Here is a 23,363-nt window from a genome sequence, read left to right as displayed (position 1 = left end):
CTCGCGTCCTGACCCGCCGGCCCGGACACAGACGACGGCACTGTCCCGGCCCGCCGCGGCAGGCCGGGAACGAAGACGCGTCTCGCGCGGTGCGGGCTATTCGGCCGGCGGCATGAGGACGGTGTCGATGATGTAGACGGTGGCGTTGGCGGTCTGCACGTTGCCGCAGACCACGGCGGCCTCACCGTTCACGGTGAAGTCCTCGCCCGAACCCTCGACCGTCAGGTTCGCGCCCTGAAGGGTCGCGTGCTCACCGGCGAGGTCCTCGGGCGCGAGCCGACCGGCCACCACGTGGTAGGTCAAGATCGACGTGAGCGTCTCAGTGTCGGCCAGCACGGCCTGGAGGTCGGCCTCGGGGATCTTCGCGAACGCGTCGTTCGTGGGCGCGAACACGGTGATGTCCTCAGCGGTGTTGAGCGTGTCCCCCAGCCCCGCCTCGGTCACCGCGGTGACCAGCGTGGACAGCACCGGGTTGTTGGACGCGGCCGTCGCGACCGGGTCATCAGCCATACCGGAGAACGAGCCCTCCCCGTCCGCCGGAACCGCCGAACACGCGGCGCCGAACTCACCCGCCGGGGTCATCGCCTCCGTGGTCTCCTCGGCCATGGACTCCTGGGTGGAGGAGGTGTCCTCAGAGGCGTCGTCGCTGCCGGAGTCGTCCGAGCACGCGGACAGTGCGATAGCGCATCCCGCCGCCAGCGCGAGCGCTCCGGCGCGGGTCAGGAGTCGATTGCTCATCTTCATTGCCTCTCTCATCGGAAATCGAGGCCAGACGCCCTAGGCGCCCTGCCATGCCCAAGATTCGGCACCGGGACGGTCGCGGATGGGTCCGCATCCAAAATTTTCTTCGGCCCCGCATCCGCTGGCGTCAACGACCCGACCAATGGGACGTCGTCGGCGCCGCGGTCATCATGTACACGCCCTGCGGGTGAGGAGGCGCACGCATATTCCTACCGGATGAGTAGGGTTGACGGTGTGCTCGACTGGGACCTGCTGCTCGGCTTCGCGGCCGGGCTCGCGATCTCGATCGTGACCGCCCCGGCCGGGGTCTCGGGCGCGGTATTCCTGCTCCCGGTCCAACTCAGCGTCCTACACGTGCCCAACCCGGCAGTCACCCCGACCAACCTGCTGTACAACGTGATCGCCGGACCGGGCGCACTCGCCAGGTACGCCCGCGCCGGGTCGCTCCGCTCACCGCTGGCGGGTCTGCTGATCGCCGGGACACTGCCCGGCGTCGTCATCGGCGCAGCCGTCCGCGTCCACCTCGTCGCCGACGCGGACCTGTTCCGCCTCTGCGCGGCCGCGGTCTTGGGGCCGCTTGGGGTGTGGCTGCTGCTACCCCGCCGCGAACGGGCGCGGGCCCGGACCGGGCTGCGGCGCAACACGATCCTGGCACTGGCGTTCGCCGCCGGCTGCGTGGGTGGGGTGTACGGCATCGGCGGCGGCTCGCTGCTGAGTCCGGTCCTGGTCGGCGTCGGCCTGTCGGTCGCGGCCGTGGCCCCGGCTGCGCTGCTGTCGACGTTCGCCACCTCGATCGCCGGATGCCTCGCCTACGTCGCCTTGAGCTTGACCGCTCCCGGAGACATCGCCCCCGACTGGACGCTCGGGATCGCCTGCGGCCTGGGCGGACTCGTCGGCGGCTACGCAGGCGCCGCCCTCCAGCCCCGCCTGCCCGAACGACTCCTGCGACGCCTCCTCGGCACCCTCGCGATCGCACTCGCCGCCCTCTACACAGCCCAGAGCCTCACCTGAAGTACGGCTCGGAGTGAGCTCGCCGCCATCAACCTAGGCCTGGATGTCCGACTGGGCACTGAAGGTCGGTCCAGGGCCGAGCGGATGGAATGCCGGGACGGTGTGGTCGGACCTGTTGCCGGTCGCCGCGGCGGCGTTCGCTACTCCTGATAGCTGGCCCCGGGCAGTTCCGCCCCCGTCGATGCGGGTTACGGCACAAAGAGTTGGCGCAGGCGGACCGTCACCGTTCGCCGGGCCGCTTCCGGGGTGTGCGTGCCGACGACGACCATCCAGCCCAGGCCGCTGGCGAGGGCGATGAGCTCCTTCGCTGTGTCCTCAGCCGCGCCTGCAGGGAGCAGGCTCGCGAGGAAGGCGGCAAGGCTGCCGTAGCTGTCTCGGAGCCGCTCGGTGAGTTCGGGCCGGTTGAGCGCGTACACCTCGAAGGCGTTCGCAATGCGCATGTGCCGTCGGGCGGCGTCGTCGGCGGGCACGAGCTCGGTCAGCACCGCAGCGAGGATCGCCTCGGGTCCGGCCTCGGCGTCAGCAGCGAGCCGGCGCCGCACGTTCTCAGCACCCAGATCATTGACCGCGGCGAACGCCGCCGAGAGCAGTGCGTCCTTGGTCGGAAAGTAGTACTGGACCCGGCCCGGCGAGATGCCGGCCGCCTTCGCGACGTTGCGGATGGTGACCTGGTCGGTCCCCTGTCCGTCGACGATGTCGAAGACCGCTTCGATGATGTCGCGCTGGCGCTGGTCGTGGGCGGCGCCCGGTCCGCGAGCGGTGGAAGGACGCTCGGTCATCACGCTCCACTCCTCAATACGGTCGTACCGAGTTGATCCTAGCGCGTGCGGCAGGCTATCCTCGAATCATCAGATCAATACGAGTGTATTGAAAAGAGGAGATGTGTCATGTCGGCGATCATCACGGGCCTGGGCCTCGTACTGGCTGTCCAGGGAGCAGGCGGGCTGCTGAACAACCTGTTCAGCGATTCACGGAGCTGGTTCCTGCTCAACTACATCGACATGCCTGACTGGATGCGGATCGCCGCCCACTCGCTCATGCTCGTGATCGGATTGGTGCTCACCGTCCGCTCCAAGGGCTGGCGCTGGATCTTCGAGGACTGACCGCCTGAACCGGTTTCATAGAGGCGCCCTCGACCGCCTCTATGGCGACGCCATGACCCGCGTATCCCGGACACCACCGCCGCGCTGCTAACGGCTCTGAATCGTCTGGTGGTAGGTCCTCCCGCTGCTCATCCGCAGGAGCCTGGTGATGCGACGCCGGGACAGCGCGGTGGCGATCAGATCGCCCAGGCGTGGCGAGACCGCCTCCCCGAGCAGCAGCATGTTCGCCCTTCGCGGCAGTACGACGCGTGGTGTCCTTCGCCTGGCCGCGGCGACCACGGCTCGCGCAACTGTGTCTGCCGACAGTGGAGTCATGTGCCGAAACGGCGGGGGCATCTCGGCTTCGTCGGCCTCCCGCAGCAGGTCGGTCGCGGTGAGCGCGGGGTAGATCACCGAGACGCCGATGCCGCTTCCGGCGACCTCCTGGCGCAGGCTGTCGGAGAACGCCGAGACCGAGTGCATCACGATCGCATACGAGCCGAACCGGGCGAACGCCTTGCGGCCCATCACCGACGACATGTTGACGATCACGCCCGCCCCCTGCCTGCGAAAGATGGGGAGCACGCGCTGCGTGACATCGATCGTGCCGAACAGGCTCGCCCGCAGCGTCTGGTGGACGTTGTCGGCGAACGCCTCCGACTCGACCGCACCGACCTTGCCGATGCCCGCGTTGTTCACCAGCACGTCGATGCGTCCGAACCGCGCGACCGCGGCGTCGACCAGGGCTGCCACTGCATCCGGGTCGGTCACGTCGGTCGGCACCGACAGCGCCGCGGCACCGAGTTCCTGAACCTCGTTCTCCACCTGAGCAAGATGGTCGATCGAGCGGGCCGCGAGGACCAGTTGCGCGCCCTCGCGGGCGAATGCCAGTGCGACGGCCCTGCCGATGCCGCGCGAAGCGCCCGTCACCAGCACGACCTTGTTCGCGAAGTGGGTGTTCATTGCCGCCTCCTACTTGATGTATATACAACAAACTGTGATGTCGATGCCGACGTGCGGACCCAGTGGCCTACGCGCCCGGGGGATACCCCAGGTCGCCCGCCATCGCACGGACCGCGCCCGCGCCAGTCGCGCCAAGCAGCTCGGCGGCCTGCCGCTGGGCGCGCCGCCAGTGGGGCATCACGGACTCGATCTTGGCCCGGCCCGCACGGCTGAGCGCCACTTCCCGGACGCCCTTCGCATCGGAGGACACCGCCTCGATCCAGCCGTGACCAAGCATCAGATTCACGTTCCGACTGACCGTGGACCGCTCCAACTGGAGCACCTCTCCGAGCCTCGACGGCGAGCACGGCCCGACCTTGCCCAAAGCGGCAAGCAGGTTGACCTGCGCGATGGTCACCTCGTGGCCGCCGAGCGCACTGTCGTACAGCCCGGTGACGGCCCGCCCGATCAGCCGGATGCGCACCGCCAGGCAGTCGTTCAAGATCTCGTCGATCGAGGAATCGCTCATGACTCCAGTGTTGCATATACATCAAGTCTCGTCCACCAGCCCCGGTCGATGCGTGGCCCGCCGGATCGCCGGATCGCCGGTCGCAGCGATCGCACTTGCCACTCGTGCTCGATTCCAAGAGCCTTGACCGCCCTGGCGGGAACGTTGGCGAGAATCGGGGCGGTCAGTATTCCTGCCCTGCACCAGGGGAAGTACGGGGCGTGGCGCCTTGGAGGCGGCCGGCGAGGTCGTCGAGGATGGCCGCGGTGGCGGTCGCGCCGAAGCGGGTCGCACCCAGGTGGTGCAGGTACAGCAGGGCATCGAGGGTGCGCACGCCGCCCGCGGCCTTGACCTGGACGTGCGGTGCGACGGTGCGGCGCATCAGGGCGATGTCGTGCGCGGTCGCCCCACCGGGGGCGAACCCGGTGCTGGTCTTGACAAACGCGGCCCCCGCAGACTCGGCCGCCCGGTAGCCGGCGGTCTTCTGCTCGTCGTCGAGGTAGGCGTTCTCGAAGATCACTTTCACGGCACGGCCCTGCGCGGCCTCGACGACTGCGGCGATCTCGTCGTGGACATAGGCGGTCTCCCCGGTCCGCAGCCGGCCGATGTTGACGACCATGTCCACTTCCTGCGCCCCGGCCCCGACCAGCTCGGTCGTCTCGGAGACCTTCGCGGCGACCGTCGAGGAGCCGTGGGGGAACCCGACGACCGTGCCCAACAGGACCTCGCTCCCAGCCAGGGCCACAGCGGCCGCCGCGACGTCGGCCGGGCGCACGCACACCGACGCCGTCCGATAGGCCAGCGCGGCCTCCAATCCCGCGGTGACTTCGGCCCCGGTCAGTTCAGGCCGCAGCAGTGAATGGTCGATCATCTTCGCCACCGCCTCAAGCACGGGCAGTGGCCCGGTCCAAGGCTCGGCGGGGATCGTGTCGTTCGACATGGCGGTTCCCTCCCTCTCGATCAAATCTGTCTAGACAGCCTATACAATTGGGAGGGCGGTGTCGACCGGCCTCGGGCCGAGCATGATTGACCTTCCACACATCCAGATCCGGAGGAGAGACGCCATGGCCGCCTCGCAGCCGCTCTACGAGCGCATCGAACGGCAACTGCGCCGCCGCCTGGCCCAGGCCGTAGTCGGCGCGCCGTTCCCCTCCGAACCGCAGCTGGCGACGGAGTTCGGCGTCTCCCGGATGACCGTCCGGGCCGCACTGGCAGGGCTGGAGCGCGACGGACTGATCGAACGCATCCCCGGCAAAGGCAGCTTCGTCCGCCGCAGTGCCGCCGCCCGGCCCGTCGGGACCCTGCTCAGTTTTCATGACCAGGCCCGTGCCGAAGGCCGTACTCCGCGCTCACGCGTTCTCGACGCGGGCTTGCGACCCGCAACCTCCGCGGAGGCCGAAGCATTGGGCCTGCCCCCGAACGGGGCCGTGGTGACCATCAGCCGCATCCGCATGTTCGACGAGATACCAGTGGCGATCGAACACGCGGCCTTCCCCGAAGCACTCACCCCGCTGCTGACAGCGGACCTGGAGACCGGGTCACTCCACAACACGCTGCGGCACTTGGGGTACGAGCCGACACGAGGGTCCTCAGTCCTCACCGCCCGGGTCGCGGGCGACGACGCACCAGCCCTCGGCATCGACCCCCAGACACCACTCTTGACCGAAACCCGGATTATCACCGACCAGCACGATGTTCCGCTCGAACACACCACGAGCTCCTACGTGGCCGGGCGCTACGCACTACGCGTCGACTTCACCATCGCCCAACCTCAGCCCAACTGAGCACCACACAGGACCAGCCAGCTCCGCCTTCACCGAAAACCCTTACGGGACAACCCTTGCCCGGGAACATCAGCCACGCCCCGACTATTCGACTCCACGACGCGACCGAGCAACCGATCGGGCATGAAGACCTCCCCGCCACCGGCGGTCGAACTTCCGACCTGGGACCCGGTCGGCACAGCTCGTAAGCACACCATCGACGCCGAAAGCCTCGATGCAGCCGACCGGACGATCCTGCTTGATTGGTGCGAGGTTGCGACATCGCGGTCTCGGCGGTGTTGATGGGCAGGTCAGGGAATCGTCCGGTACCCGGTCAGCTCAGTGAAGGGCGCGGGCGATGGTTCAGAGCCGCCGGACGCGCAGCACCGCGGTCCGCATCGGCAGGGTGAACTCGCCGTCGGCGGTTTCCGCTCGGGTCGCCAAGAATGCGCGGATGCGGCCCAGCGTGGCTTCTCGTTCTGAGTCCGGCATGACCAGCATTCCCGCCCTGGTGCCGAGCGTCGCGACGAGCGATTCGGCAGTACGGCGCTGCCCGTGCGGGAAATCCGCCTGTTCCGGTGAGCCGAACCGCGCGGCCGCCCCTGCCTTCGGCAGGTGCATGTCGGCCGTCTCGGGACGCCAAGTGGCGGGCGTGTCACGCGGGCCGATGGCGGCGCTACCGCTGACTCGCACCAGCCCGGCGACCCATCCGACCCGGTCGTCAACGACGTTCCACAGGCCGGCCAAGATCCCGCCCGGTGCCAGGACTCTGGCGATCTCGGGACCGGCGAGGGCCATGTCGAACCAATGCATGGCGTTGCCGGCCAGCACGACATCGACCGAGGCATCCGGCAGCGGAATCGCCTCGGCGCTGCCCGACCGGGCATCGACCGTCGGCAGTGACCGGCGCAGCTCGGCCAGCATCGCCGGATCGGGTTCGACGGCAACCGCATCGACGCCCAGCGCGATCAGCGTGGCGGTCAGCTTGCCGGTCCCGGCGCCGAGATCGAGCACGCGCGGCCCGGGCGCGGGCTCAAGCGCCCAGCGCACTGCGGCCTGTGCGTAGTCCGGACGATGCTCGGCATACGCGTTCGCCGCTGCACCGAACGACGAAGCGTGGCGCAGTCGTTCGTCCTGGTCCATGCGGTCACCCTACCGGGACACCGATCATCGGTGGTGTCCCAACGGTTGAGGACCGTCGAGTGGGGTGTCGCGACCGCCGCCGAAGACTGCCGGATCGAGCCGTTCTCGGGGCTGCGGCCCAAGGCATTCGCCCGTCTTCACAATCTCACCCGCACCGCCTGACCGCAAGCAACCACGCAATCAAAAACGAAGTGGTCGTTGGACCGGGGCGCTTAGGATTCGTCGATCCACAAGGGGAGGGTGAGCCGCTCAAAACGGCGCTTGTCGTCGAGGATGAGATCCCGCAGCTGCTCGGGTGTGACGTTCAGCCGGTCGAGGGCCTTCTCGACGCCTTCAGGCGTCGTCTCGTCGCCGATCACCGTGTGCAGGACCCGCAGTTGGACCGACTCTAGGAGTGCGATCTGCTTCCTCATAGCGGCGATGGTCTTCTCCAGCTCGAAGTGGAGCCAGTTGTGGAGCCGATCCTCCTCGACCTCCTTGCCCCGCAGCCTCGCCATGTGACTCTCGATGTAGATCCGGGCCACCTCGTCGACGGCGGCCGTCGCGTCTCCACCGTCGTAATCGAAGGGGCCGCGGAGTGCCTCGTCGTTGAGCATGTCGTAGACCTCAAGCTCACCGGCGATGTCGATGCCGTCGATCAAGTCGACGTACACGGCCGGATGGACCGTGTCCTCAAGGCCGTCGCCGATCACGGCGACTTTGTGCCGCTGAGGATCGTAGTAGACCAGCGTCGAGGAGTACAGGCCGTTGAGGCCGGGCATGCTCTCGGCGTCCGGGTAAGCGGCCTTGACCGCGGCAATCGCCTCATCGACAGAGGCGTACTCATCGCTCATGTCGCCGACGTTAAGCGCCCTCAATGAGCCGGTCAACCCTCATCCTCGTCGAATCCGGCGCTTGATCCGGTCGCGGCCACGAAGACCTACTGCGCATCGCCGACCATCACGCCTAGCAGGCCGCCCGAGTCTGCGATGTTCTGGAGCACGAAAAGCAACGCAAGGCCGTGACCGCACCAATCAACGACTACTTCATGGAGACCATGCCCGCAGCCGTACCCGACCTCCACTCCCCCGTCAATGTTGCTGGCGAACTCGACGAAGGGACTGCCGAGCAGGTGCTCGATGCACTCGCCGACGCCATCTCCAAGCTCGCTGACGCCCGAGCCCGAGTCCCGCTCGCGAAGCTACATGGCGGTGCTCCTCACGGCACTGCTCAGCGCCATCCCCGTAAGACGGCACTGGACGGGAGCGCTGGACTAGCGGATCAGGACCGAACCGCATGGTCGTCTAATGTGCACCCAGTTCGACCAGGAGCACCCCGGCGCCCACGAGCGCGATGCCGAGCCCCATGAGCTTCGTAAGGGGTTCCTTGAACAGGATCCGGCTCGCTATCGCGGTCAGTGCCACTCCGGCGGCCACCCAGATCCCGTACGCCACACCGATGCCCAGACCCGCTTCGAGTGCGAGCGTCAGGCCGGTGAACGCGAGGCCGTATCCGACCACCACCACGGCGTACCACCGCTTGCGGCCGTCGGCCGCCGCCTTCAGCGACAGGCTCGCCGCGACTTCGGAGAGGATCGCCGCCACGAGGAACGCCCAGGCCATCACGCGGCCCCTTCCATCCGGCGGGCCGCGGCCCGCTCCGAGCCGAGCTCGATCGTCACGACTCCGGCGATGATGAGGGCGATGCCGGCGCCCATGGTCGCGGTGAGCGGCTCCCCGTAGAGGATCGCGCCGAACACCGCGGTGAGGACCACGCCCATCGCACCCCACACCCCGTACGCGACGCCGAGCGGCATGCCCGCCTTCAAGACCGCGCCGAGGAACGCGAACGCCGAGACGAAGCCGACGACCACGACGACGTACAGCAGCGGCCGCTCGATCGCGGCCTTGAGCGAGAGCGAGGCGGTGACCTCGCTGACGATCGCGCCGATCAGCAGCAACCAGGGTCGCGCGCTCATCGGGCACCCTCCAGCAGGGACCGGGCGAGATCGCGAAGCGCCTCGCGCTCTTGCACATCGGGAGGCAGGTTGTCCATCGCGTCGGCGAACCAGAGTCCGTCGGCGATGAGCCGCACCGCCGTGAGCCGGGCCCGCTCGGGAGCCGGAACGTCGTCGGGGACCGTGAGCCAGGGCCGCATCCGCTCGCTCCAGCGCGCGGTGAGCCGTTCGCACAGGCGCGGGTCGGCGAACATCACGAGGTCGCTCAGGTCGGCCTCGCCCTTGAGCGCCCACTCCAGGTACGCCCCGATCCTCTCGGCGGGCGCGGCCGTCTCGACGGGGCCGTCGAGCCGCGCGGCGATCTCGCGCTCCCAGTCGTCGACCACGCGGTCGACCAGGGCGATCATCAGCGCCTCCTTGGTCGGGAAGTGGTACATCAGGCCCGGTTTGGTCAGCCCGGCGTGCTTCGCGGCCGACTCCAGGGACAGGGACTCGCCCGCCCGGAGCATCGCTATCGCGCCGTCGAGTATCTGCGGTCTCGCACTCATGCGCATTACTTTACCTTCCGGAAGGTAGGTAAACGCAAGCGCGTGTGACGCCCGACATCCCGGTACCGGACCAAAGGCCCGGCCCTCGCCGCACGACGGTGCATGCGGTGCTTCGCGGAGCTCGAACTCGACGCGCCCACCGCCGAGCGACACCGCCGGTGACTCCGCGTCTACCACCTGCTAGAGCGTGCCGCGCCCGCCCTGGTACGCACCGCATGCACGTTGCGGGATCGGTGGCCGCCGGCGCGCCACTCGGAAGGAGCATCACCGTACTCGCCACCTTCGCGTCTGAGCAGTTCATCTGTCTGTCAGCGCTCCTGGTGCTCATCATCGCGGTCTCAGTGCGGACCATCCATCGGGATCACCGCCAGTGCGAGCCCGAGGGCCCGGGCCCTCCAGCGAGCTGGCGCTTCTTCAACCAACAGGTTGACAATGATCGACCCCAGGCCTACAGTTCTATTCAACCAATTAGTTGAGGACAATCCGTGGGTGACAGTGCGCAGCAGCTCGACCGGGCCTTCGCGGCGCTCGCCGATCCGACCCGCCGCGACATCGTCTCCCGGCTGTCGGTCTCGGACGCGACCGTGGGCGAGCTCGCCGAGCCGTACGACGTGAGCTTCCAGGCGATCTCCAAGCATGTGAAAGTGCTCGAAGAAGCCGGTCTGGTGACCCGCAGCAAGGATGCCCAGCGCCGGCCCGTCCACCTGAACAGGGAGGCATTCGACCCGATGACGGAGTGGATCGAGCGCTATCGCCGCGAAGCAGAGGAACGCTACAGCCGCCTCGACGCCCTCCTGGCCCGCACGGCCCGGGACGACGGAGACCGGCGACCAGCCGAGGAGCAGGAATCATGACCGAGCACGAAACCGAGATCAAGGCGGACGCCAAAGTCCCCACGATCGAGATCACCCGCGAGTTCGACGCGACGCCGGAACGCGTCTTCCGGGCCCACGTCGACCCCGACCTCTACGCCCAGTGGACCGGGCCCCGCGGGTCGAACACGAAGATCACCCGCTGGGATGCCCGCACGGGCGGTGAGTGGGCGTTCGGCAGCGAAAGCGGAGGCGAGCCGTACGCCTTCTTCGGCAGCTTCCACGAGGTCCGTCCGAACGAGCGGATCGTCTGGACTTTCACCTATGAGGGCGAGCCTGACGGCGTCTTCCTTGAGACGATGACCTTCGAGCCGATCGAAGGCGGTCGCACGCGGTTGCGGGTGCTGAGCGTGACGCAGGACTTCGAGACCCGCGACGGCATGCTCGCGAGCGGCATGGACGTCGGTGTCAACGAGGGCTTCGAGAAACTCGATGAGCTCCTGGCGCAGGAAGCGGTGTAGATCGATGGCGCAGAACGGAACCGACGCGCCCGACGGCCCCGCCGGGCGGCACGCCTACGACGCCGCCCGTTTGACCGCACTCGTGGAAGGCGCGAGAGCCGCAGACTGGTCACGACCCAGCCCGGTCCCCGAGTGGACGGCCCTGGACATTGTGAAGCACCTGGTCGAATGGCCGCGTGACTTCCTCAGAGGGGCGGGGATCGACTTGGAGCCCTTGGACATCGACGCCGACCCGGCCGCCGCCTGGAAGCGCCACGTCGCCGACATCCAAACGATCCTCGACGACCCCTCCGGACGGGTGCTCAGCAACCCGAATACCGGCGACAAGCCCGTTGATGAGGCAATCGACCAGTTCTACACGTCGGACATCTGGGCGCACTCCTGGGACCTCGCCAAAGCGCTCGGCCGCGAACCCGAACTGGGTGAGGAGCGCTGCCGTGCCGCATTGGAAGGGATGAAGCCGATCGAGCAGCTGCTCCGCGACAGCGGCCAGTTCGGCCCGGCCGTGCCCGTCGCCGATGACGCCTCCCCACAGGACAAGTTCGTGGCGTTCATCGGCCGCGACCCGGCGTGGCGGCCCGAGAACTGAACGGCACCGGAACACGCCGAGCGCTGAGCTCGCCAAGGAGGCGCTGACGGCGTCGGCCGGTCTGACGCTCATGGCTGGATTCCGCGCGGTCGAATTCCGGTGCTGTGGACCGCGATGGTGACCATGAGCAACCTCATCCTCGCCTCGAAAGGGCAGCGTTGGGACCCCGCCGAGGTCGTCCGCATCCTGCTCACCGAGGAAGCGGCCGGCCGCGACGGGCCCCGCGCTGTAGATCCCGGCCCGTCCGGCAGGAGATACGCGCGGAGCCCGACGGGTCCACGGGCTACCTGATCATGCAGTGCGCCTGTGAACTCTGGCACTCAGTGGAAGGTGACGTAGCCGTTGCCGTCGGCGTCATCGCGCGAGGGTTTGTAGGAGTGGGAGTCCGCGCCCCCGCCCGACGGCTTGTAGAGATAGATGGAGTCGCCGGTGTTGTTCCAGATGAAGTTGCAGTTGTCCCGGTAGACGACGTTGTTCCCGTCTGAATCGTTGCCGTTGCCGCCGCGGAGCCGGACGTAGTCGCCGGGCTGGAGGTAGTGGTCGGCGGTGAACTTGAATTTGTTGCCGGCAGCGTCCTTCACCAGGTAGCCCCGGAGGTTGACCGTCGCGGTCTTGGAGTAGTTCTTGATGGTCAGGTACTCCTGGGAGGTGTTCCCTCCCACGCAGCGGTTGTCGTCGCGGCCGGGCGCGTCGTACTGGATCCCTTGGATCTTGAGCGCCGACGAGTACTCCGTGGCGGAGGCCGGGGTCGCGGTGGCAACGAGGGTGGCGACGGCCAGGCCGACGACCATAAGCGTCTTCTTCAGCATCAGAATGTCCTCATTGTTCTGAAATCAGGGGTGGGCTTGAATTGCATCTGCCTATCGACTGAATTCGATTGAGCGACAGACGCAGCGCCTTCTCCATAAGCCGAGGGCCGCGATGAACTGGACGATCAGGGTCCGCACCCGGCACTGTAGACAGCAGCCTGCTCGGCATCTCCGATCTTCATCGGCACAATCTGCCCTTACGAGACTCCTCACCATCAACGGCAGACATGATCCGCTGACGCTAGCAACCCAATTCTCAAGATCACAACACCAAGATGGACACAATCCCACGACCAAACAGACGGCACACAACTCGACCAATCAGGCACAACACCGAAGCAAACCAGAGCAAAGAGAGACGAGCCCCAAGAAAATCACCACTCCCCGCACACTCAGGCCGAATGCTGCATTCCCGTCGACGCTGCGCCTGGAAGCGTTCCATAGTCGCCCCGTGCAGAAGCCGCAGCGCTCCTGGCCCCAGTGCAGTTGCGAGACCTCACCTTCAAGGCATTGAGCGCGTACATGGCCAGTGTCCTGTTCACCGTCGAACTGGCAGGAGAAAGGCGAGGGGCGGCTCAGCAGCGTGAGCCGTCCCTCGCCGTCAAGGCCGCCGACCCGGTGAACCCCCGGATTCGGGGCGGCGGCTGGTGGACTGCCTCGGCTCGTGCCCGACCGGCGGTCCTGTCCCCTGGTCCCCGTCGAGGGCGCCTACTCGACTTCGGCGCCATGGTCCGACGGCTGAGGAAGCCCTCCCCGGATTCGGGTCGATCATGCATCGGCTGGTCAGGCCGCGATGTCGTCGGTGCGGCGGTCCCAGGCGCGGTGTGCGGCGATCGCGTCGGCGAAGGCGTCGAGGAACGCGTCAGGGACGTCGCCGCCGTCAGCGGCAGCAGTGACCACACCGGATTCGGCGGGGTCGACCCGCGCGGCCTCCAGCAGTTCGGTCCCCGCACCGAACGCGGCGATCGCCTTGCCGTGCTTGAACGCCTCGGCGACGAAGTGAAGGGCGCGCCCGTCCCCGCGCAGTGCCGCGACGGCGTCAGCCCCGCCGGGGACGGCGACCGCGTCGTACAGGACCGAGGCCATCGTGGGCAGGGCGCGGTCGACCTCGACGTCCTCACCGCTCTCGGACCGGACGGTGCCGTCGACCAGGCCGATGACCTCGGGGACCGCACCGCGGCGGTGCAGGTCGGCGACGAGGCGGGTCATGCCCGTCCCGTCGACGCCGTCGGCCGCGAGGACGGCGACCTTGCGGGTCGCGACCGACCGCACCGGGTCCGACAACTGCGACAGCGCCGGGGACATGCGCCGTTCCATCTGCGCGCCTTCGACGGGTGCGGGTACGCCCACGCCTTCGGCGACCCGTTGCGCGAGCTCCAGGTCCACGAACCTGAGCTGGTCGACGACGCGGGCGCGGATGTCCTTGTCGGTGACCTTGCCGAGCTCGAAGCGGTACGCGGCCACGATGTGGTCGGCCTCGACCGGCGTCATCGAGTGCCAGAACAGGGCCGCCTGGCTGTAGAAGTCCTTGAAGGACTCCGAGCGCTCGCGGATCTTGGCGCCCTCGACCTTCTCGGTGTAGTGCCGGTAGGAGCCCGCGGCCCCGGGCGCGGGGCTGTCTCCGGAGATCGTGTTCTTGTTGTACGAGGTCGCCGAGGTGTGGATGCGGTGCTGGCCGTAGCCGTCGCGCTGGTCGTTGTGGACCTCGGCGACGGGGCGGTTCACCGGCAGGTGCGCGAAGTTCGGGCCGCCGAGGCGGATGAGCTGGGTGTCCAGGTAGGAGAAGTTGCGGGCCTGGAGCAGCGGGTCGTTCGTGAAGTCGATGCCGGGCACCACGTTCGCGGTGTGGAACGCGACCTGCTCGGTCTCGGCGAAGAAGTTGTCCGGGTTGCGGTTGAGCGTCAGCTTCCCGACCGGGCGGACCGGGACCTGCTCCTCGGGGATGAGCTTGGTGGCGTCGAGCAGGTCGAAGTCGAACGCGAACTCGTCCTCCTCGGGCACGAGCTGGACGCCGAGCTCCCATTCGGGAAAGGCCCCGGCCTCGATCGCGTCCCACAGGTCGCGGCGGTTGAAATCTGGGTCGGCGCCGGAGACCTGCTGCGCCTCCTCCCACACCAGCGAGTGGGTGCCGAGCGCGGGCGTCCAGTGGAACTTTACGAACGTGCCGTGCCCGGCCGCATCGACCAGCCGGAACGTGTGGACGCCGAAGCCCTGCATCATCCGGTACGAGCGCGGCAGGGCCCGGTCGGACATGAGCCACATGATCGCGTGCAGCGTCTCGGGCTGGAGCGACACGAAGTCCCACAGCGTGTCGTGCGCCGAGGCGGCCTGCGGGATCTCGTTGCGCGGCTCGGGCTTGACCGCGTGCACGAAGTCGGGGAACTTGGCCCCGTCCTGGATGAAGAACACCGGGAAGTTGTTGCCGACCAGGTCGTAGTTGCCCGCGCTCGTGTAGAACTTCGTCGCGAAGCCGCGCACGTCCCGCGGTGTGTCCGCCGAGCCGCGCGATCCGGCGACGGTCGAGAAGCGCACGAACACCGGCGTCTCCTCGGCCGGGTCGGTCAGGAACGACGCGGCCGTGAACTCCGCCAGCCAGTCGTCGTAAGGCCGGAAGACCCCGTACGCGCCCGCGCCGCGCGCGTGGACCACCCGCTCGGGAATCCGCTCGTGGTCGAAGTGGGTGATCTTCTCCCTGACGTGGAAGTCCTCCATCAGAGTCGGCCCGCGCCTGCCCGCCTTCAGCGAGTCGTCGGTGTGGTCGACCCGGACCCCCTGCTGGGTGGTCAGCGCCTCGTCGTCGCCGTCGGCGACCCGGTCGCGGTCGAGCTGAGCGTCCTTGCGGTCGCGTGCGGCCTCATCGGTCATGGCGGTCCCCCTTCGTCGTTGCTCACGCGCCTTCCTACCCGCGGTGACCGCCGTTAAACGGTGCGGCGGTTACCGGCGGCGGGACCGGGTAGCCGTCGGACCAGGACGATCGAGGGGAGGCCGCCATGGCGGCGACCGTAGGCGACCAGCTGCTGGCCCGGCTGCGCGAATGGGGCGTGGAGCAGGTCTTCGGGTATCCGGGCGACGGCATCAACGGGATCATCGCCGCGTTCGGCGAGGCCGAGGACCGGCCGCGCTTCATCCAGACCCGCCACGAGGAGGCCGCGGCGTTCGCGGCCGTGGGCTATGCGAAGTTCTCCGGTCGGCCCGGGGTGTGCGTCGCGACGTCGGGTCCGGGCGCGATCCACCTGCTCAACGGCCTCTACGACGCGAAGCTCGACCACGTGCCCGTGGTCGCGATCGTCGGCCAGACCGCCCGCAGCGCCATGGGCGGGTCCTACCAGCAAGGAGTGGACCTGCGGTCCCTGTTCAAGGACGTCGCCTCCGCCTACCTCGCCGAGGTGAACGTCCCCGAACAGCTGCCGTTCACCCTCGACCTGGCGTTCCGCGCCGCCGAGACGCGCCAGGCCCCGACCGCGCTCATCATCCCCGCCGACGTCCAGGAGGCGGAGTACACGCCGCCCGCGCACGCCATCAAGCAGGTGCCCTCCTCGCCGCCCTCGCACCCCGCGGTGCGGACGCTGCCCGCCGAAGCCGAACTCGACCGCGCCGCCGAGATCCTCAACGCCGGGGAGAGGATCGCGATCCTGGCAGGCCAGGGCGCCCGCGGCGCCGACGCCGCACTGCGGCAGATCGCCGACGCGACCGACGCCGGAGTCGCCAAAGCGCTCTTGGGCAAAGACGTCCTGCCCGACGACCTGCCGTACGTGACCGGTTCGATCGGCCTGCTCGGCACCCGCCCCAGCTACGAGCTGATGCGCGGCTGCGACACGCTCCTCATCGTCGGCTCCAACATGCCCTACAGCCAGTTCATGCCCGAGTTCGGGCAGGCCCGCGCCGTCCAGATCGACCTCGACGGTTCGATGATCGGCCTGCGCTACCCGGTCGAGGCCGCGCTCGTCGGCGACGCCGAGGCCACGCTCGCCGCGCTCCTGCCCCGGCTCGAACCTCGCGGGCGCCCCGACTGGCGCGAGACCGTCGAAGGCAACGTCGCCTCGTGGTGGGAGACCCTGGAGCGGCAGTCGCTCGTCGAGGCGAAGCCGGTCAACCCGATGCGCGTGGTCCGCGAGCTCTCCGAGCGGATTCCGGACGACGCGATCGTCGCAGCGGACTCGGGCTCCTCGACGACCTGGTACGCGCGCCAGTTGCGGGTCCGCGGCACGATGCGCTGCTCGCTGTCCGGGACGCTCGCGACGATGGGCTGCGCCGTGCCCTACGCGATCGGCGCGAAGTTCGCGCACCCCGACCGGCCCGTGGTGGCGCTCGTCGGGGACGGCGCGATGCAGATGAACGGCCTCGCCGAGCTCCTCACCGCCGCGCACTACCTCGACCGGTGGGAGGACCCGCGCTTCGTCGTGTGCGTCTTCAACAACGGCGATCTGAACATGGTCACCTGGGAGCTGCGCGCGATGGGCGGCGCACCCAAGTTCGAGCCTTCCCAGAACCTGCCGTCCGTCTCGTACGCGGACGTCGCGAACCATCTGGGATTCCAGGGGATCACGGTCACCGACCCCGAGCGGCTCGGCGAGGTCTGGGACCTCGCGTTCGCCGCACAGGGCCCGGTCCTGATCGACGTCCACTGCGACCCCGACGTGCCGCCCATCCCGCCGCACGTCAGCCGCGACCAGCTCAAGTCCACGACCGAGGCGCTCCTCAAGGGCGACCCCGACGCCTGGGACGTCCTCGTCCGCGGCGTGAAGACCAAGGCGCAGGAGCTGCTGCCGCACCGCCGCTGACGGACACGGGTTCCGCACTGCACCGCTTCGGAAGTTCAGGTGGAGCGGCGTGCCACGGTAAGGAGAACGACGGCGTCTTCGAGCACCTCAAGGTCGTATTCGGGGGTGTCGGGGACCGCCAAGAGCTCCATGGGGCCGCCGGCCTGGGCTTCGCCGTCGGCGGCGAGCCGGACCCGGCCCCGGATCACCAGGAACGTGGTCTCGGCCGGGTTCGGGTTCTCATCGAGCGCTGCGCCGCGCCGCAAAGCGACGAGGGTCTGGCCGAGGACGCGGCCGTTCCCGCCGTGAACGGTTCGCCCCGCCCGTCCTGACGGGGCCGCTGCGGCTTCACGCGCGAGCGCTTCGACCAAGGCACTGTCGGCACTGATCTGCATGGTTCGACCCTCCAACCCGCGCCGTTCGGTAGGGCGGCGTCGCACCCCATGACGCGAGCCAAGGAAGTACCCCTTGCCCGGGTCGACCATGCGTTCGCGGGTCGGTCGGATCACTGCCCGGTCGAAGAACCCAGTGGCGAACAGGGATCGCCCCCGCAGGGCGATCGCGAGGCGATCGGCGGGTCAACGGTCGCGCCGGGCGCCGTCGGGCGCCGTCGGGCCAGATGACCGTGACCGGCACGCGCAGACGGTCGGCCGCGGCCACCGCGTCGGCGGTGCCGCCGCGGATCGCGGCGGGCTCGCCGTCCCGCACGGCCAGCAGCGCCTCCACGCGGTGGAGCATCCGGGCAGCCGCAGCACGGCGTGGGGCGCGCGGCATCGCGTGAACGGTGCCCGCAGCCCCGGTTCGGGGCTGCGGGCACCGCGATGCCTCGGTCAGGCGTTGAGCCGTCTGGCGAGGAGTACCTTGCCTTCTTCGGCGCCCTTGCGGCTGGCGGCCTGCGCGCGCTGGAAGAACCCCACAAGTTCGCCGTCCCCGGCGCGCTCGGCGTCGGCGATGTACGTCTCCAGCCGGAGGGCGTTGCTCAGGCACGCCTCCGTGAACCAGATGATGTTGTAGTCCTTGTCCGCCGTCCCCGTCACGTGACCGGTCTCGTCGCTGCCCATCAGTCCCCCTTTGGTCGTTCGAGTGCGTTCTTCCGGATCGGGTACCCGGCGATCGGGGGGCGACACGTGTGCAGCGTGCAATGGCGGCATCGCAGGAATGGCCCGAGTTTGCCCAGGTACCCGGCCCGGATGGACGATCATCACGGCGCGATGGCGTCGTCCTGGATGGCCTCGGCGGCGGGCCCGGCGCACCCGGTGCTCACCGAGGACGTGGAGGCCGGCGTCGCCGTCGTCGGAGGCGAGATCACCGGACTGTCCACTGGGGCTGCCGTTCCCGGTCACCGGGGCCGTCAGGGTCGAGGGCCAGGCCCAGTTCCATCCGCGCCGGTTCCTGCTGGCCGTCGCCGCAGACCTCACCGCCCGCGGCGTCCGCGTCTTCGAGCGCTCGCGCGTGGTCGACGTCGCCGCCGAGGACGGGGGGCACCGGGTCACGGTCGAAGGCGGTGCGGCGGTCCGGTGCCGTGAGGCCGTCATCGCCACGCACTATCCGGTCGTGAACCGGGTGCGGCTCCTCTCCCGGCTCACGCCGCGGCGCGAACTGGTCGTGGCCGCGCCGATCCCCGCGGCCGCCGACCCCGGCGGCATGTACCTCACCCCGGCCGAGGGCACCCGGTCGGTGCGCACCGCCCCGCTGGAGAACGGGAAGCGACTCCTCATCGTCACCGGGGAGGCGTTCACGCCCGGTGAAGCGGGCACTGCCGAACGGTTCGGGCGGCTCGCGGCCTGGGCCGCAGAGCGCTTCGGCTCCGAGGACATCGCCTACCGCTGGGCCGCGCAGGACAACGCCACCCCCGACCGCGTCCCCTACATCGGGGCGATGCCCGGCGGGGGGTCTCTACGTCGCCTGCGGATTCGGCGGCTGGGGCATGAGCAACGGCATGGCCGCCGCGCGCCTGATCACCGGACTCGCCACCGGCGCGCCGCCCGCCTGGACCGACCTGTTCGACCCCTCGCGCCTCCACCCGGTGAAGGAGGCCGGACCGATCGCCGCCAACCAGAAGACCGTGGTGGCGCACCTCGTCGGCGACCGCCTCGGGCCCGCCCCCGCACACTCGCCCGACCAGCTCGCCCCCGGCCAGGGCGCGGTGATCCGCATTGACGGGCACCTGCGCGCGGTCTACCGCGACGCCACCCAGACCGTGTTCGGCGAGCGCCCTGCCGACACCCGCCTCTTCATGGTCGGCGAGCAGCCCGGCGATGCCGAGGACCGCGAAGGCGAACCCTTCGTCGGACCGGCAGGACGCTTCTTGAACCGGGCCCTCGAAACCGCCGGGATCGACCGCGACCGGGTGTACGTCACCAACGCCGTCAAGCACTTCAAGTTCACCCCGACCGACCGGGGCAACCGCCGCCTCCACAAGAAGCCGACCCGCGGCGAAGCCCTCGCCTGCCGCCCCTGGCTCCTGGCCGAACTGCGCGCCGTCCGCCCTGCCCTCGTCGTCGCCCTCGGCGCCACCGCCGCCCAGGCCCTCAAGGCCCCCGCACGGCCGCAAGGCTGCTGCGCAGAGCGGTTACCGGCCCCCGCATCGGGTAGCCCAGAGTGCGAGCGACAGCCGCGACCCAGGAACGCGGGAACTACTGCGTCACCGGGCTGGAGCGAGAGGTGTTGCCATGGCCGAGAAGCACGAGAACCGCACGGATGATGCGACGATGCCCAAGGACATCACCGACCACGTGGGGCCGTTCGACAGATTCGCGACCAAGGCGTCCGAGTTCGCCGCCCGTGCGCCGTTCTTCCTGCTGTGCATCCTGCTGGTGCTGATCTGGGCGCCCTCGATCATCTGGCTGCCGATGGAGACCTGGCAGCTGATCATCAACACCACGACCACGATCATCACGTTCCTCATGGTCGCCCTGCTCCAGAACACCGAGTCGCGCAACGACGCGGCAATTCAGCAGAAGCTCAACGCCATCGCCGACGGCCTCGCCGACCTCATGCAGCACACCGCGAAAGAGGACCCCGAATCCCACGACCTGGAGGACTGCCGCAAGCAGCTGCGCCGGGCCGTGGGCCTGGAAGACGACGAGAGCACCTGAGGAGGACCCGTGCCGGTCCGCCGAATCGATGCCGTTCGGCCGCCGCGAGGCCCGGACGGTCGGCTCAAGAGCGTGCTCGACGTCGCGTGAAGCACCGCCGTTCCAGGCGCCCGCCGCGGCGGGCGCCCCTTCCCGTCACTTGCGCTCGACGGCGCGCAGCAGCTGGGCTTTGTTTATCTTCGAGCGGCCCTTGACGTTCTTGCGGCGCGCCTCCTCGCACAACTGCTCCTTCGTGCGGCCTTTCGGCCCCGAATGCGAGCGCTGGCCGCCGCGCTTGGACGAGGACAAGTCCTCGATCGAGGTGCAGCTCGCGGTGGACGGTCGGCTCCGCACCGGCGCAGACTGCGAGCGCCGACCCGGCCTGCGCCCTCTACGTGCAGACCGGGTCGGCGCTCCGTCCCCCCGATGCGACGGCGAGACCGCCGCCGTGACTATGTGCCTGCGGCTGAGCCGCTGCGGAGGATCAGGACTGCGCCTGCTTCTTGACCTCCTTGGCCAGACGGGCCTTGTTCATGTCGGAGGCGCCGCTCATGTTCATGTTGCGGGCCTGCATCTCCAGCTCCTTGCGGCTCGCCTGGCCGGGCTGGTCTCCCAGGTGCGCGGCGCGGGCGGCGGCGAACGCCTCGCCCAACTCCATGCGGCGCATGTCGTCGAGGCCGGTCTTCATGCCCGGCAGGACGGTCGACTCCTCCTCCTGGACGTGGTGCGTCACGGCGTCGACGAGTTCCTGGAGGACCGCGTCGAACTCTGGCGACTGCGCGTCGGCCGCGTTCAGGCGCACGAGGATCTCCTCTGCCTGCTCGTGCTCCTCCTGGGAGTGCGCGACCTCGTCGGTCTCGCCCGCCTCGGACTTGGCGACCGGATACACCTCGGCCTCTTCGGCACGGCTGTGCGCGGTCAGCAGCGCCGAGAGCACCGGCGTGAGCAGCGGCCGGTTCTCCGGATACGCCTTGAGCTCCTCGAACAGCCGCTCCACCTCGCGGTGGTCGGCCATGATCAGGTCCACAACATCGCCGCTCATGTTCTCGTCCTCTCCCCCGGCGTCGATCGACCTCCTGGGTACCCCTGCCCGGGGCCCTCATGCATCAGAGCGCGCAGCAGGCGCCGCAGCGCGGCCAGGAGCGCGCCTTGCAGCTCGGCCCCTTCCGCACCGTCGGGCCGCGCGACCAGGCGTTCCAGGGCCTCGACGTCGGGGGGTTCGGGCTCGGGCGGCGCAACGCCGGAGAGGACGGCGTCGAGCCGCCCTCCCAGGAGGTCCGCGGCGCGGTCGAGTGCTTCCGCGTAGCGGTCGCGGAAGGCGGGACCCAGTGAGCGCGGGCGCGGGCGGTCGTCGGGGCCGAGCAGCCCGGAAATGGCACTGGTCGCGTCGATCGCGTTCCGCAGCATGGCGAAAGCAGCGTCAAGCCGGTCGACTTGCGCACGGTGTCGCCGGTGGCCCGAGCGCGGGTTCAACCGGAGGCTGTCGCGGGCCCGGCGGACCGCCGTCAGGGCACGGCCCGGCCGCTCCCCGAGCCCGTCCAGGTCCTGCGGGTCCTCGCCGTCGCGGAGGCGGGCGGCCATGCCGCGCAGGGCACCGGTGGCCGCCTCGCCATCGCGGCGCAGGTCCGATCCGGCCCCGCGCAGTCGCATGGGCGGCATCACGAGGACGTTCACGGCCAGGCCGACCAGCGCCCCGAGTCCGGTCTCCAGCAGCCGGTCGAGGATGAACGCGCCGCCGACCGCATCCAGCGCCACCATGATGAGCGCGGTGAACGGCACGTAGAGGCCCTGGTCGTCCAGGCGCGGCCACTGAGACGCCAGGACCGCGGTGACCACCGCGGCGCCGAGGGCGAGCGCCTTCCCCGGCAGGGCGGTCGCGGCGGCGGCGATGCCCACGCCGAGCAGGACGGCGGCGACCTGTCGGAGGGCGGTGAGCAGCGACCAGTGGACCGTGGGCCGGACCATGACGAGCGCGACCCACGCCGCGAGGTAGGGCTGCCCGATGCCGAAGGCGGTCGCGGCGACCAGCCACGCCGCGACGGCCGCGAGCGCGGCCTTGCACGCCTGGGCGGCGGTCTCGCGCGAGCGGCTCCCCTGCGTCCGCAGGCCGTGGAGGAATCGGCGGGCGCCGTCGACGTCGGCGGCCGCCTCGTGTCGGACCTGACCGGACCCCATGTCGCCCCGGGTCAGCCGGGCGGTGCGTACGGGTGCGCCTTGAGCAGGCGGGCGGTGTGGACGGCGTTGGCCGCGAGCGTCCGGTTGGTCCCCGCGACCGCCTCAGGGACGGCGTCGAGGTCGCGGTAGTCCTTGGGGCGCATGGCCTCGGCGTTCCAGTAGGTGCACCCCTGGGCGGGGACGGTGAAGCCGATGTCGTTGAGCGCCTGGAAGCAGTCGGCGACGATCTTGTGCGCGCCGTCCTCGTTGCCGACCACCGCGACGGACGCGACCTTCCCGTACATCGCGGGGCGGCCGTCGGCGTCGGTCTCGGACAGTTCGGCGTCGAGCCGCTCCAGAACCCGCTGAGCGATGCTGGAGGGGTGGCCGAGCCAGGTCGGGGTCGACAGGAGCAGTATGTCGGCGGCGGCCACGCGGTCGAGGATCTCGGGCCACTGGTCGCCTCCGCCCATGTCGCGCTGCACGCCCGGTCACACGTCGTAGTCGGCGACGCGGACCTGCCCGCCCGGCGCGCCGTGTGCATTGAGTTCGCCGAGGACCTGCTCGGCGATGAGTTCGCTGCTGGAAGGCACCGGGGACGGTTTGAGCGTGCACGTCAATGCCAGCGCGGTCAGTTCGTCGTCCATACCGGCCGTCTACCCGCCGGAGACGGTTCTACTCGGACAGCATGATCTGCGCGGCGCTCTCCTTGAGCGCGGCCTCGGCCCACCGCATCTGGCGGACGGTCCCGGGTCGGCAGGACTTGAGCAGCGAGGCGAGGCTGTGCTCGCCGCGGTGCAGTTCGCGCAGGCCGGTCTCCAAGTGGGTCATGGCCGTTCCTGGAGGCGCTCGTCGGCGAGCGCGGACGCGCCGCCCTTCTGGCGCCTCGGTTCCCCGTCCTAATCGAGGATCTGGAGCGGCGGATCGCCGACGTTTACGCGGACGCCCGCGGCGTGCTCAAGAGCGC

At 69.5% G+C, this 23,363-nt stretch carries 28 protein-coding genes and 1 pseudogene; 10 read left to right on the top strand and 19 right to left on the bottom strand.

Annotation, left to right across the window (positions count from 1 at the left end):
* Positions 1 to 96: 96 nt before the first annotated feature.
* Positions 97 to 744 (bottom strand): fasciclin domain-containing protein, encoded by a 648-nt coding sequence (locus tag ACFFXY_RS10450; protein ID WP_382349406.1) that lies wholly within the window; start codon positions 742 to 744, stop codon positions 97 to 99.
* 213 nt (positions 745 to 957) lie between these two features.
* On the opposite strand from ACFFXY_RS10450, the gene ACFFXY_RS10445 reads away from it, so the two are divergent.
* Positions 958 to 1,752, top strand: a complete 795-nt coding sequence (locus ACFFXY_RS10445) for a TSUP family transporter (RefSeq protein ID WP_382349403.1) — start codon at positions 958 to 960, stop codon at positions 1,750 to 1,752.
* Positions 1,753 to 1,940: 188 nt separating this feature from the next.
* On the opposite strand, the gene ACFFXY_RS10440 is transcribed toward ACFFXY_RS10445, so the two are convergent.
* Positions 1,941 to 2,531, bottom strand: coding sequence for a TetR/AcrR family transcriptional regulator (locus ACFFXY_RS10440; RefSeq protein WP_382350610.1), 591 nt, complete (start codon positions 2,529 to 2,531; stop codon positions 1,941 to 1,943).
* 108 nt (positions 2,532 to 2,639) lie between these two features.
* Between ACFFXY_RS10440 and ACFFXY_RS10435 the strand changes: the two genes are divergently transcribed.
* Positions 2,640 to 2,855, top strand: coding sequence for a hypothetical protein (locus ACFFXY_RS10435; RefSeq protein WP_382349401.1), 216 nt, complete (start codon positions 2,640 to 2,642; stop codon positions 2,853 to 2,855).
* An 87-nt stretch (positions 2,856 to 2,942) separates the two neighbouring features.
* Here the strand turns inward: ACFFXY_RS10435 and ACFFXY_RS10430 are convergent, their stop codons facing one another.
* The 3 genes from ACFFXY_RS10430 to deoC form a co-directional block, all read right to left on the bottom strand.
* Positions 2,943 to 3,797 (bottom strand): SDR family NAD(P)-dependent oxidoreductase, encoded by an 855-nt coding sequence (locus ACFFXY_RS10430; protein ID WP_382349398.1) that lies wholly within the window; start codon positions 3,795 to 3,797, stop codon positions 2,943 to 2,945.
* Positions 3,798 to 3,864: 67 nt separating this feature from the next.
* On the bottom strand, positions 3,865 to 4,305 hold the full coding sequence (locus tag ACFFXY_RS10425) for a MarR family winged helix-turn-helix transcriptional regulator (RefSeq protein ID WP_382349395.1): 441 nt from the start codon (positions 4,303 to 4,305) through the stop codon (positions 3,865 to 3,867).
* A 163-nt stretch (positions 4,306 to 4,468) separates the two neighbouring features.
* Positions 4,469 to 5,224, bottom strand: coding sequence for a deoxyribose-phosphate aldolase (gene deoC / locus ACFFXY_RS10420; protein WP_382349392.1), 756 nt, complete (start codon positions 5,222 to 5,224; stop codon positions 4,469 to 4,471).
* 124 nt (positions 5,225 to 5,348) lie between these two features.
* Between deoC and ACFFXY_RS10415 the strand changes: the two genes are divergently transcribed.
* Positions 5,349 to 6,068, top strand: a complete 720-nt coding sequence (locus ACFFXY_RS10415; RefSeq protein WP_382349389.1) for a GntR family transcriptional regulator — start codon at positions 5,349 to 5,351, stop codon at positions 6,066 to 6,068.
* A 342-nt stretch (positions 6,069 to 6,410) separates the two neighbouring features.
* Here ACFFXY_RS10415 and ACFFXY_RS10410 read toward each other — a convergent pair whose 3' ends face one another.
* The 5 genes from ACFFXY_RS10410 to ACFFXY_RS10390 form a co-directional block, all read right to left on the bottom strand.
* Positions 6,411 to 7,190 (bottom strand): class I SAM-dependent methyltransferase, encoded by a 780-nt coding sequence (locus ACFFXY_RS10410; protein WP_382349386.1) that lies wholly within the window; start codon positions 7,188 to 7,190, stop codon positions 6,411 to 6,413.
* A gap of 212 nt (positions 7,191 to 7,402) precedes the next feature.
* Positions 7,403 to 8,023, bottom strand: coding sequence for a hypothetical protein (locus ACFFXY_RS10405; RefSeq protein ID WP_382349383.1), 621 nt, complete (start codon positions 8,021 to 8,023; stop codon positions 7,403 to 7,405).
* Between the two features lie 450 nt (positions 8,024 to 8,473).
* Positions 8,474 to 8,791, bottom strand: a complete 318-nt coding sequence (locus ACFFXY_RS10400) for a DMT family transporter (protein ID WP_382349380.1) — start codon at positions 8,789 to 8,791, stop codon at positions 8,474 to 8,476.
* Positions 8,791 to 9,147, bottom strand: a complete 357-nt coding sequence (locus tag ACFFXY_RS10395) for a DMT family transporter (protein ID WP_382349378.1) — start codon at positions 9,145 to 9,147, stop codon at positions 8,791 to 8,793. Before ACFFXY_RS10395 ends, ACFFXY_RS10400 begins: the two co-directional genes overlap by 1 nt.
* The gene (locus ACFFXY_RS10390; RefSeq protein WP_382349375.1) at positions 9,144 to 9,674 is read right to left on the bottom strand and encodes a TetR/AcrR family transcriptional regulator; all 531 of its coding nucleotides are present in this window, start codon (positions 9,672 to 9,674) and stop codon (positions 9,144 to 9,146) included. The genes ACFFXY_RS10395 and ACFFXY_RS10390 overlap by 4 nt, the downstream gene beginning before the upstream one ends.
* Positions 9,675 to 10,159: 485 nt before the next feature.
* Here ACFFXY_RS10390 and ACFFXY_RS10385 point away from each other — a divergent pair, with 485 nt between their 5' ends.
* From ACFFXY_RS10385 to ACFFXY_RS10375, 3 genes are read left to right on the top strand one after another with little or no spacing between them, the layout of a single operon-like run.
* Positions 10,160 to 10,528, top strand: coding sequence for an ArsR/SmtB family transcription factor (locus tag ACFFXY_RS10385; RefSeq protein WP_382349372.1), 369 nt, complete (start codon positions 10,160 to 10,162; stop codon positions 10,526 to 10,528).
* Positions 10,525 to 11,007, top strand: a complete 483-nt coding sequence (locus tag ACFFXY_RS10380; protein WP_382349369.1) for an SRPBCC family protein — start codon at positions 10,525 to 10,527, stop codon at positions 11,005 to 11,007. Before ACFFXY_RS10385 ends, ACFFXY_RS10380 begins: the two co-directional genes overlap by 4 nt.
* Before the next feature lie 4 nt (positions 11,008 to 11,011).
* Positions 11,012 to 11,596 carry a TIGR03086 family metal-binding protein gene (locus tag ACFFXY_RS10375; RefSeq protein WP_382349367.1) on the top strand — a complete coding sequence of 195 codons (585 nt, stop codon included), beginning with the start codon at positions 11,012 to 11,014 and terminating at the stop codon, positions 11,594 to 11,596.
* Positions 11,597 to 11,916: 320 nt separating this feature from the next.
* Here ACFFXY_RS10375 and ACFFXY_RS10370 read toward each other — a convergent pair whose 3' ends face one another.
* Together ACFFXY_RS10370 and ACFFXY_RS10365 are read right to left on the bottom strand one after the other, a co-directional pair.
* Positions 11,917 to 12,405, bottom strand: a complete 489-nt coding sequence (locus ACFFXY_RS10370; protein ID WP_382349365.1) for a lamin tail domain-containing protein — start codon at positions 12,403 to 12,405, stop codon at positions 11,917 to 11,919.
* Positions 12,406 to 13,188: 783 nt separating this feature from the next.
* Positions 13,189 to 15,270 (bottom strand): catalase, encoded by a 2,082-nt coding sequence (locus ACFFXY_RS10365; RefSeq protein ID WP_382349362.1) that lies wholly within the window; start codon positions 15,268 to 15,270, stop codon positions 13,189 to 13,191.
* 125 nt (positions 15,271 to 15,395) lie between these two features.
* Between ACFFXY_RS10365 and ACFFXY_RS10360 the strand changes: the two genes are divergently transcribed.
* Positions 15,396 to 17,186 (top strand): thiamine pyrophosphate-requiring protein, encoded by a 1,791-nt coding sequence (locus tag ACFFXY_RS10360; protein WP_382349360.1) that lies wholly within the window; start codon positions 15,396 to 15,398, stop codon positions 17,184 to 17,186.
* Between the two features lie 35 nt (positions 17,187 to 17,221).
* Here ACFFXY_RS10360 and ACFFXY_RS10355 read toward each other — a convergent pair whose 3' ends face one another.
* Both ACFFXY_RS10355 and ACFFXY_RS10350 read right to left on the bottom strand, forming a co-directional pair.
* Entirely contained in the window at positions 17,222 to 17,560 is a 339-nt protein-coding gene (locus tag ACFFXY_RS10355) for a cupin domain-containing protein (protein WP_382349357.1), read from the bottom strand.
* 435 nt (positions 17,561 to 17,995) lie between these two features.
* Positions 17,996 to 18,226: a hypothetical protein gene (locus tag ACFFXY_RS10350; RefSeq protein WP_382349355.1), complete on the bottom strand. Its 231-nt coding sequence runs from the start codon at positions 18,224 to 18,226 to the stop codon at positions 17,996 to 17,998.
* A gap of 97 nt (positions 18,227 to 18,323) precedes the next feature.
* Here ACFFXY_RS10350 and ACFFXY_RS10345 point away from each other — a divergent pair, with 97 nt between their 5' ends.
* The 3 genes from ACFFXY_RS10345 to ACFFXY_RS10335 are packed head-to-tail and all read left to right on the top strand — an operon-like array spanning position 18,324 to position 20,263.
* Complete coding sequence (locus ACFFXY_RS10345) at positions 18,324 to 19,325, top strand: NAD(P)/FAD-dependent oxidoreductase (RefSeq protein ID WP_382349352.1); 1,002 nt, start codon at positions 18,324 to 18,326, stop codon at positions 19,323 to 19,325.
* Positions 19,231 to 19,869 carry a uracil-DNA glycosylase family protein gene (locus ACFFXY_RS10340; protein WP_382349349.1) on the top strand — a complete coding sequence of 213 codons (639 nt, stop codon included), beginning with the start codon at positions 19,231 to 19,233 and terminating at the stop codon, positions 19,867 to 19,869. Before ACFFXY_RS10345 ends, ACFFXY_RS10340 begins: the two co-directional genes overlap by 95 nt.
* Positions 19,838 to 20,263: a low affinity iron permease family protein gene (locus tag ACFFXY_RS10335; protein WP_382349346.1), complete on the top strand. Its 426-nt coding sequence runs from the start codon at positions 19,838 to 19,840 to the stop codon at positions 20,261 to 20,263. Before ACFFXY_RS10340 ends, ACFFXY_RS10335 begins: the two co-directional genes overlap by 32 nt.
* A 135-nt stretch (positions 20,264 to 20,398) precedes the next feature.
* Here the strand turns inward: ACFFXY_RS10335 and ACFFXY_RS10330 are convergent, their stop codons facing one another.
* From ACFFXY_RS10330 to ACFFXY_RS10310, 5 genes and pseudogenes are all read right to left on the bottom strand, one after another.
* The gene (locus tag ACFFXY_RS10330; protein ID WP_382349343.1) at positions 20,399 to 20,596 is read right to left on the bottom strand and encodes a hypothetical protein; all 198 of its coding nucleotides are present in this window, start codon (positions 20,594 to 20,596) and stop codon (positions 20,399 to 20,401) included.
* A 130-nt stretch (positions 20,597 to 20,726) separates the two neighbouring features.
* Complete coding sequence (locus ACFFXY_RS10325; protein WP_382349340.1) at positions 20,727 to 21,284, bottom strand: hemerythrin domain-containing protein; 558 nt, start codon at positions 21,282 to 21,284, stop codon at positions 20,727 to 20,729.
* Positions 21,281 to 22,417: an FUSC family protein gene (locus ACFFXY_RS10320; protein ID WP_382349337.1), complete on the bottom strand. Its 1,137-nt coding sequence runs from the start codon at positions 22,415 to 22,417 to the stop codon at positions 21,281 to 21,283. Before ACFFXY_RS10320 ends, ACFFXY_RS10325 begins: the two co-directional genes overlap by 4 nt.
* 11 nt (positions 22,418 to 22,428) lie before the next feature.
* Positions 22,429 to 23,043 (bottom strand): annotated as a pseudogene (locus ACFFXY_RS10315) (flavodoxin family protein).
* Between the two features lie 28 nt (positions 23,044 to 23,071).
* Positions 23,072 to 23,227, bottom strand: a complete 156-nt coding sequence (locus tag ACFFXY_RS10310; RefSeq protein ID WP_382349334.1) for a hypothetical protein — start codon at positions 23,225 to 23,227, stop codon at positions 23,072 to 23,074.
* Positions 23,228 to 23,363: the final 136 nt, after the last annotated feature.

The sequence above is a fragment of the Glycomyces mayteni genome, from assembly GCF_042428885.1.
In the GTDB taxonomy this organism is placed as follows: domain Bacteria; phylum Actinomycetota; class Actinomycetes; order Mycobacteriales; family Micromonosporaceae; genus Glycomyces; species Glycomyces mayteni.
Note: the sequence above shows the minus strand (reverse complement) of the source record. Positions and strands in the feature narration are given on the sequence as shown.

Bases quoted from the DNA above. Each gene is read 5' to 3' on its own strand.
- ACFFXY_RS10360 (WP_382349360.1), top strand. From the start codon at position 15,396: ATGGCGGCGACCGTAGGCGACCAGCTGCTGGCCCGGCTGCGCGAATGG.
- ACFFXY_RS10440 (WP_382350610.1), bottom strand. From the start codon at position 2,531: ATGACCGAGCGTCCTTCCACCGCTCGCGGACCGGGCGCCGCCCACGAC.
- ACFFXY_RS10405 (WP_382349383.1), bottom strand. From the start codon at position 8,023: ATGAGCGATGAGTACGCCTCTGTCGATGAGGCGATTGCCGCGGTCAAG.
- ACFFXY_RS10325 (WP_382349340.1), bottom strand. From the start codon at position 21,284: ATGAGCGGCGATGTTGTGGACCTGATCATGGCCGACCACCGCGAGGTG.
- ACFFXY_RS10345 (WP_382349352.1), top strand. From the start codon at position 18,324: ATGGCCCGAGTTTGCCCAGGTACCCGGCCCGGATGGACGATCATCACG.
- ACFFXY_RS10400 (WP_382349380.1), bottom strand. From the start codon at position 8,791: ATGGCCTGGGCGTTCCTCGTGGCGGCGATCCTCTCCGAAGTCGCGGCG.
- ACFFXY_RS10380 (WP_382349369.1), top strand. From the start codon at position 10,525: ATGACCGAGCACGAAACCGAGATCAAGGCGGACGCCAAAGTCCCCACG.
- ACFFXY_RS10365 (WP_382349362.1), bottom strand. From the start codon at position 15,270: ATGACCGATGAGGCCGCACGCGACCGCAAGGACGCTCAGCTCGACCGC.
- ACFFXY_RS10355 (WP_382349357.1), bottom strand. From the start codon at position 17,560: ATGCAGATCAGTGCCGACAGTGCCTTGGTCGAAGCGCTCGCGCGTGAA.
- ACFFXY_RS10310 (WP_382349334.1), bottom strand. From the start codon at position 23,227: ATGACCCACTTGGAGACCGGCCTGCGCGAACTGCACCGCGGCGAGCAC.
- ACFFXY_RS10320 (WP_382349337.1), bottom strand. From the start codon at position 22,417: ATGGGGTCCGGTCAGGTCCGACACGAGGCGGCCGCCGACGTCGACGGC.
- ACFFXY_RS10335 (WP_382349346.1), top strand. From the start codon at position 19,838: ATGGCCGAGAAGCACGAGAACCGCACGGATGATGCGACGATGCCCAAG.
- ACFFXY_RS10370 (WP_382349365.1), bottom strand. From the start codon at position 12,405: ATGCTGAAGAAGACGCTTATGGTCGTCGGCCTGGCCGTCGCCACCCTC.
- ACFFXY_RS10410 (WP_382349386.1), bottom strand. From the start codon at position 7,190: ATGGACCAGGACGAACGACTGCGCCACGCTTCGTCGTTCGGTGCAGCG.
- ACFFXY_RS10350 (WP_382349355.1), bottom strand. From the start codon at position 18,226: ATGGGCAGCGACGAGACCGGTCACGTGACGGGGACGGCGGACAAGGAC.
- ACFFXY_RS10415 (WP_382349389.1), top strand. From the start codon at position 5,349: ATGGCCGCCTCGCAGCCGCTCTACGAGCGCATCGAACGGCAACTGCGC.
- ACFFXY_RS10375 (WP_382349367.1), top strand. From the start codon at position 11,012: ATGGCGCAGAACGGAACCGACGCGCCCGACGGCCCCGCCGGGCGGCAC.
- deoC (WP_382349392.1), bottom strand. From the start codon at position 5,224: ATGTCGAACGACACGATCCCCGCCGAGCCTTGGACCGGGCCACTGCCC.
- ACFFXY_RS10435 (WP_382349401.1), top strand. From the start codon at position 2,640: ATGTCGGCGATCATCACGGGCCTGGGCCTCGTACTGGCTGTCCAGGGA.
- ACFFXY_RS10390 (WP_382349375.1), bottom strand. From the start codon at position 9,674: ATGAGTGCGAGACCGCAGATACTCGACGGCGCGATAGCGATGCTCCGG.
- ACFFXY_RS10445 (WP_382349403.1), top strand. From the start codon at position 958: ATGAGTAGGGTTGACGGTGTGCTCGACTGGGACCTGCTGCTCGGCTTC.
- ACFFXY_RS10395 (WP_382349378.1), bottom strand. From the start codon at position 9,147: ATGAGCGCGCGACCCTGGTTGCTGCTGATCGGCGCGATCGTCAGCGAG.
- ACFFXY_RS10430 (WP_382349398.1), bottom strand. From the start codon at position 3,797: ATGAACACCCACTTCGCGAACAAGGTCGTGCTGGTGACGGGCGCTTCG.
- ACFFXY_RS10425 (WP_382349395.1), bottom strand. From the start codon at position 4,305: ATGAGCGATTCCTCGATCGACGAGATCTTGAACGACTGCCTGGCGGTG.
- ACFFXY_RS10450 (WP_382349406.1), bottom strand. From the start codon at position 744: ATGAAGATGAGCAATCGACTCCTGACCCGCGCCGGAGCGCTCGCGCTG.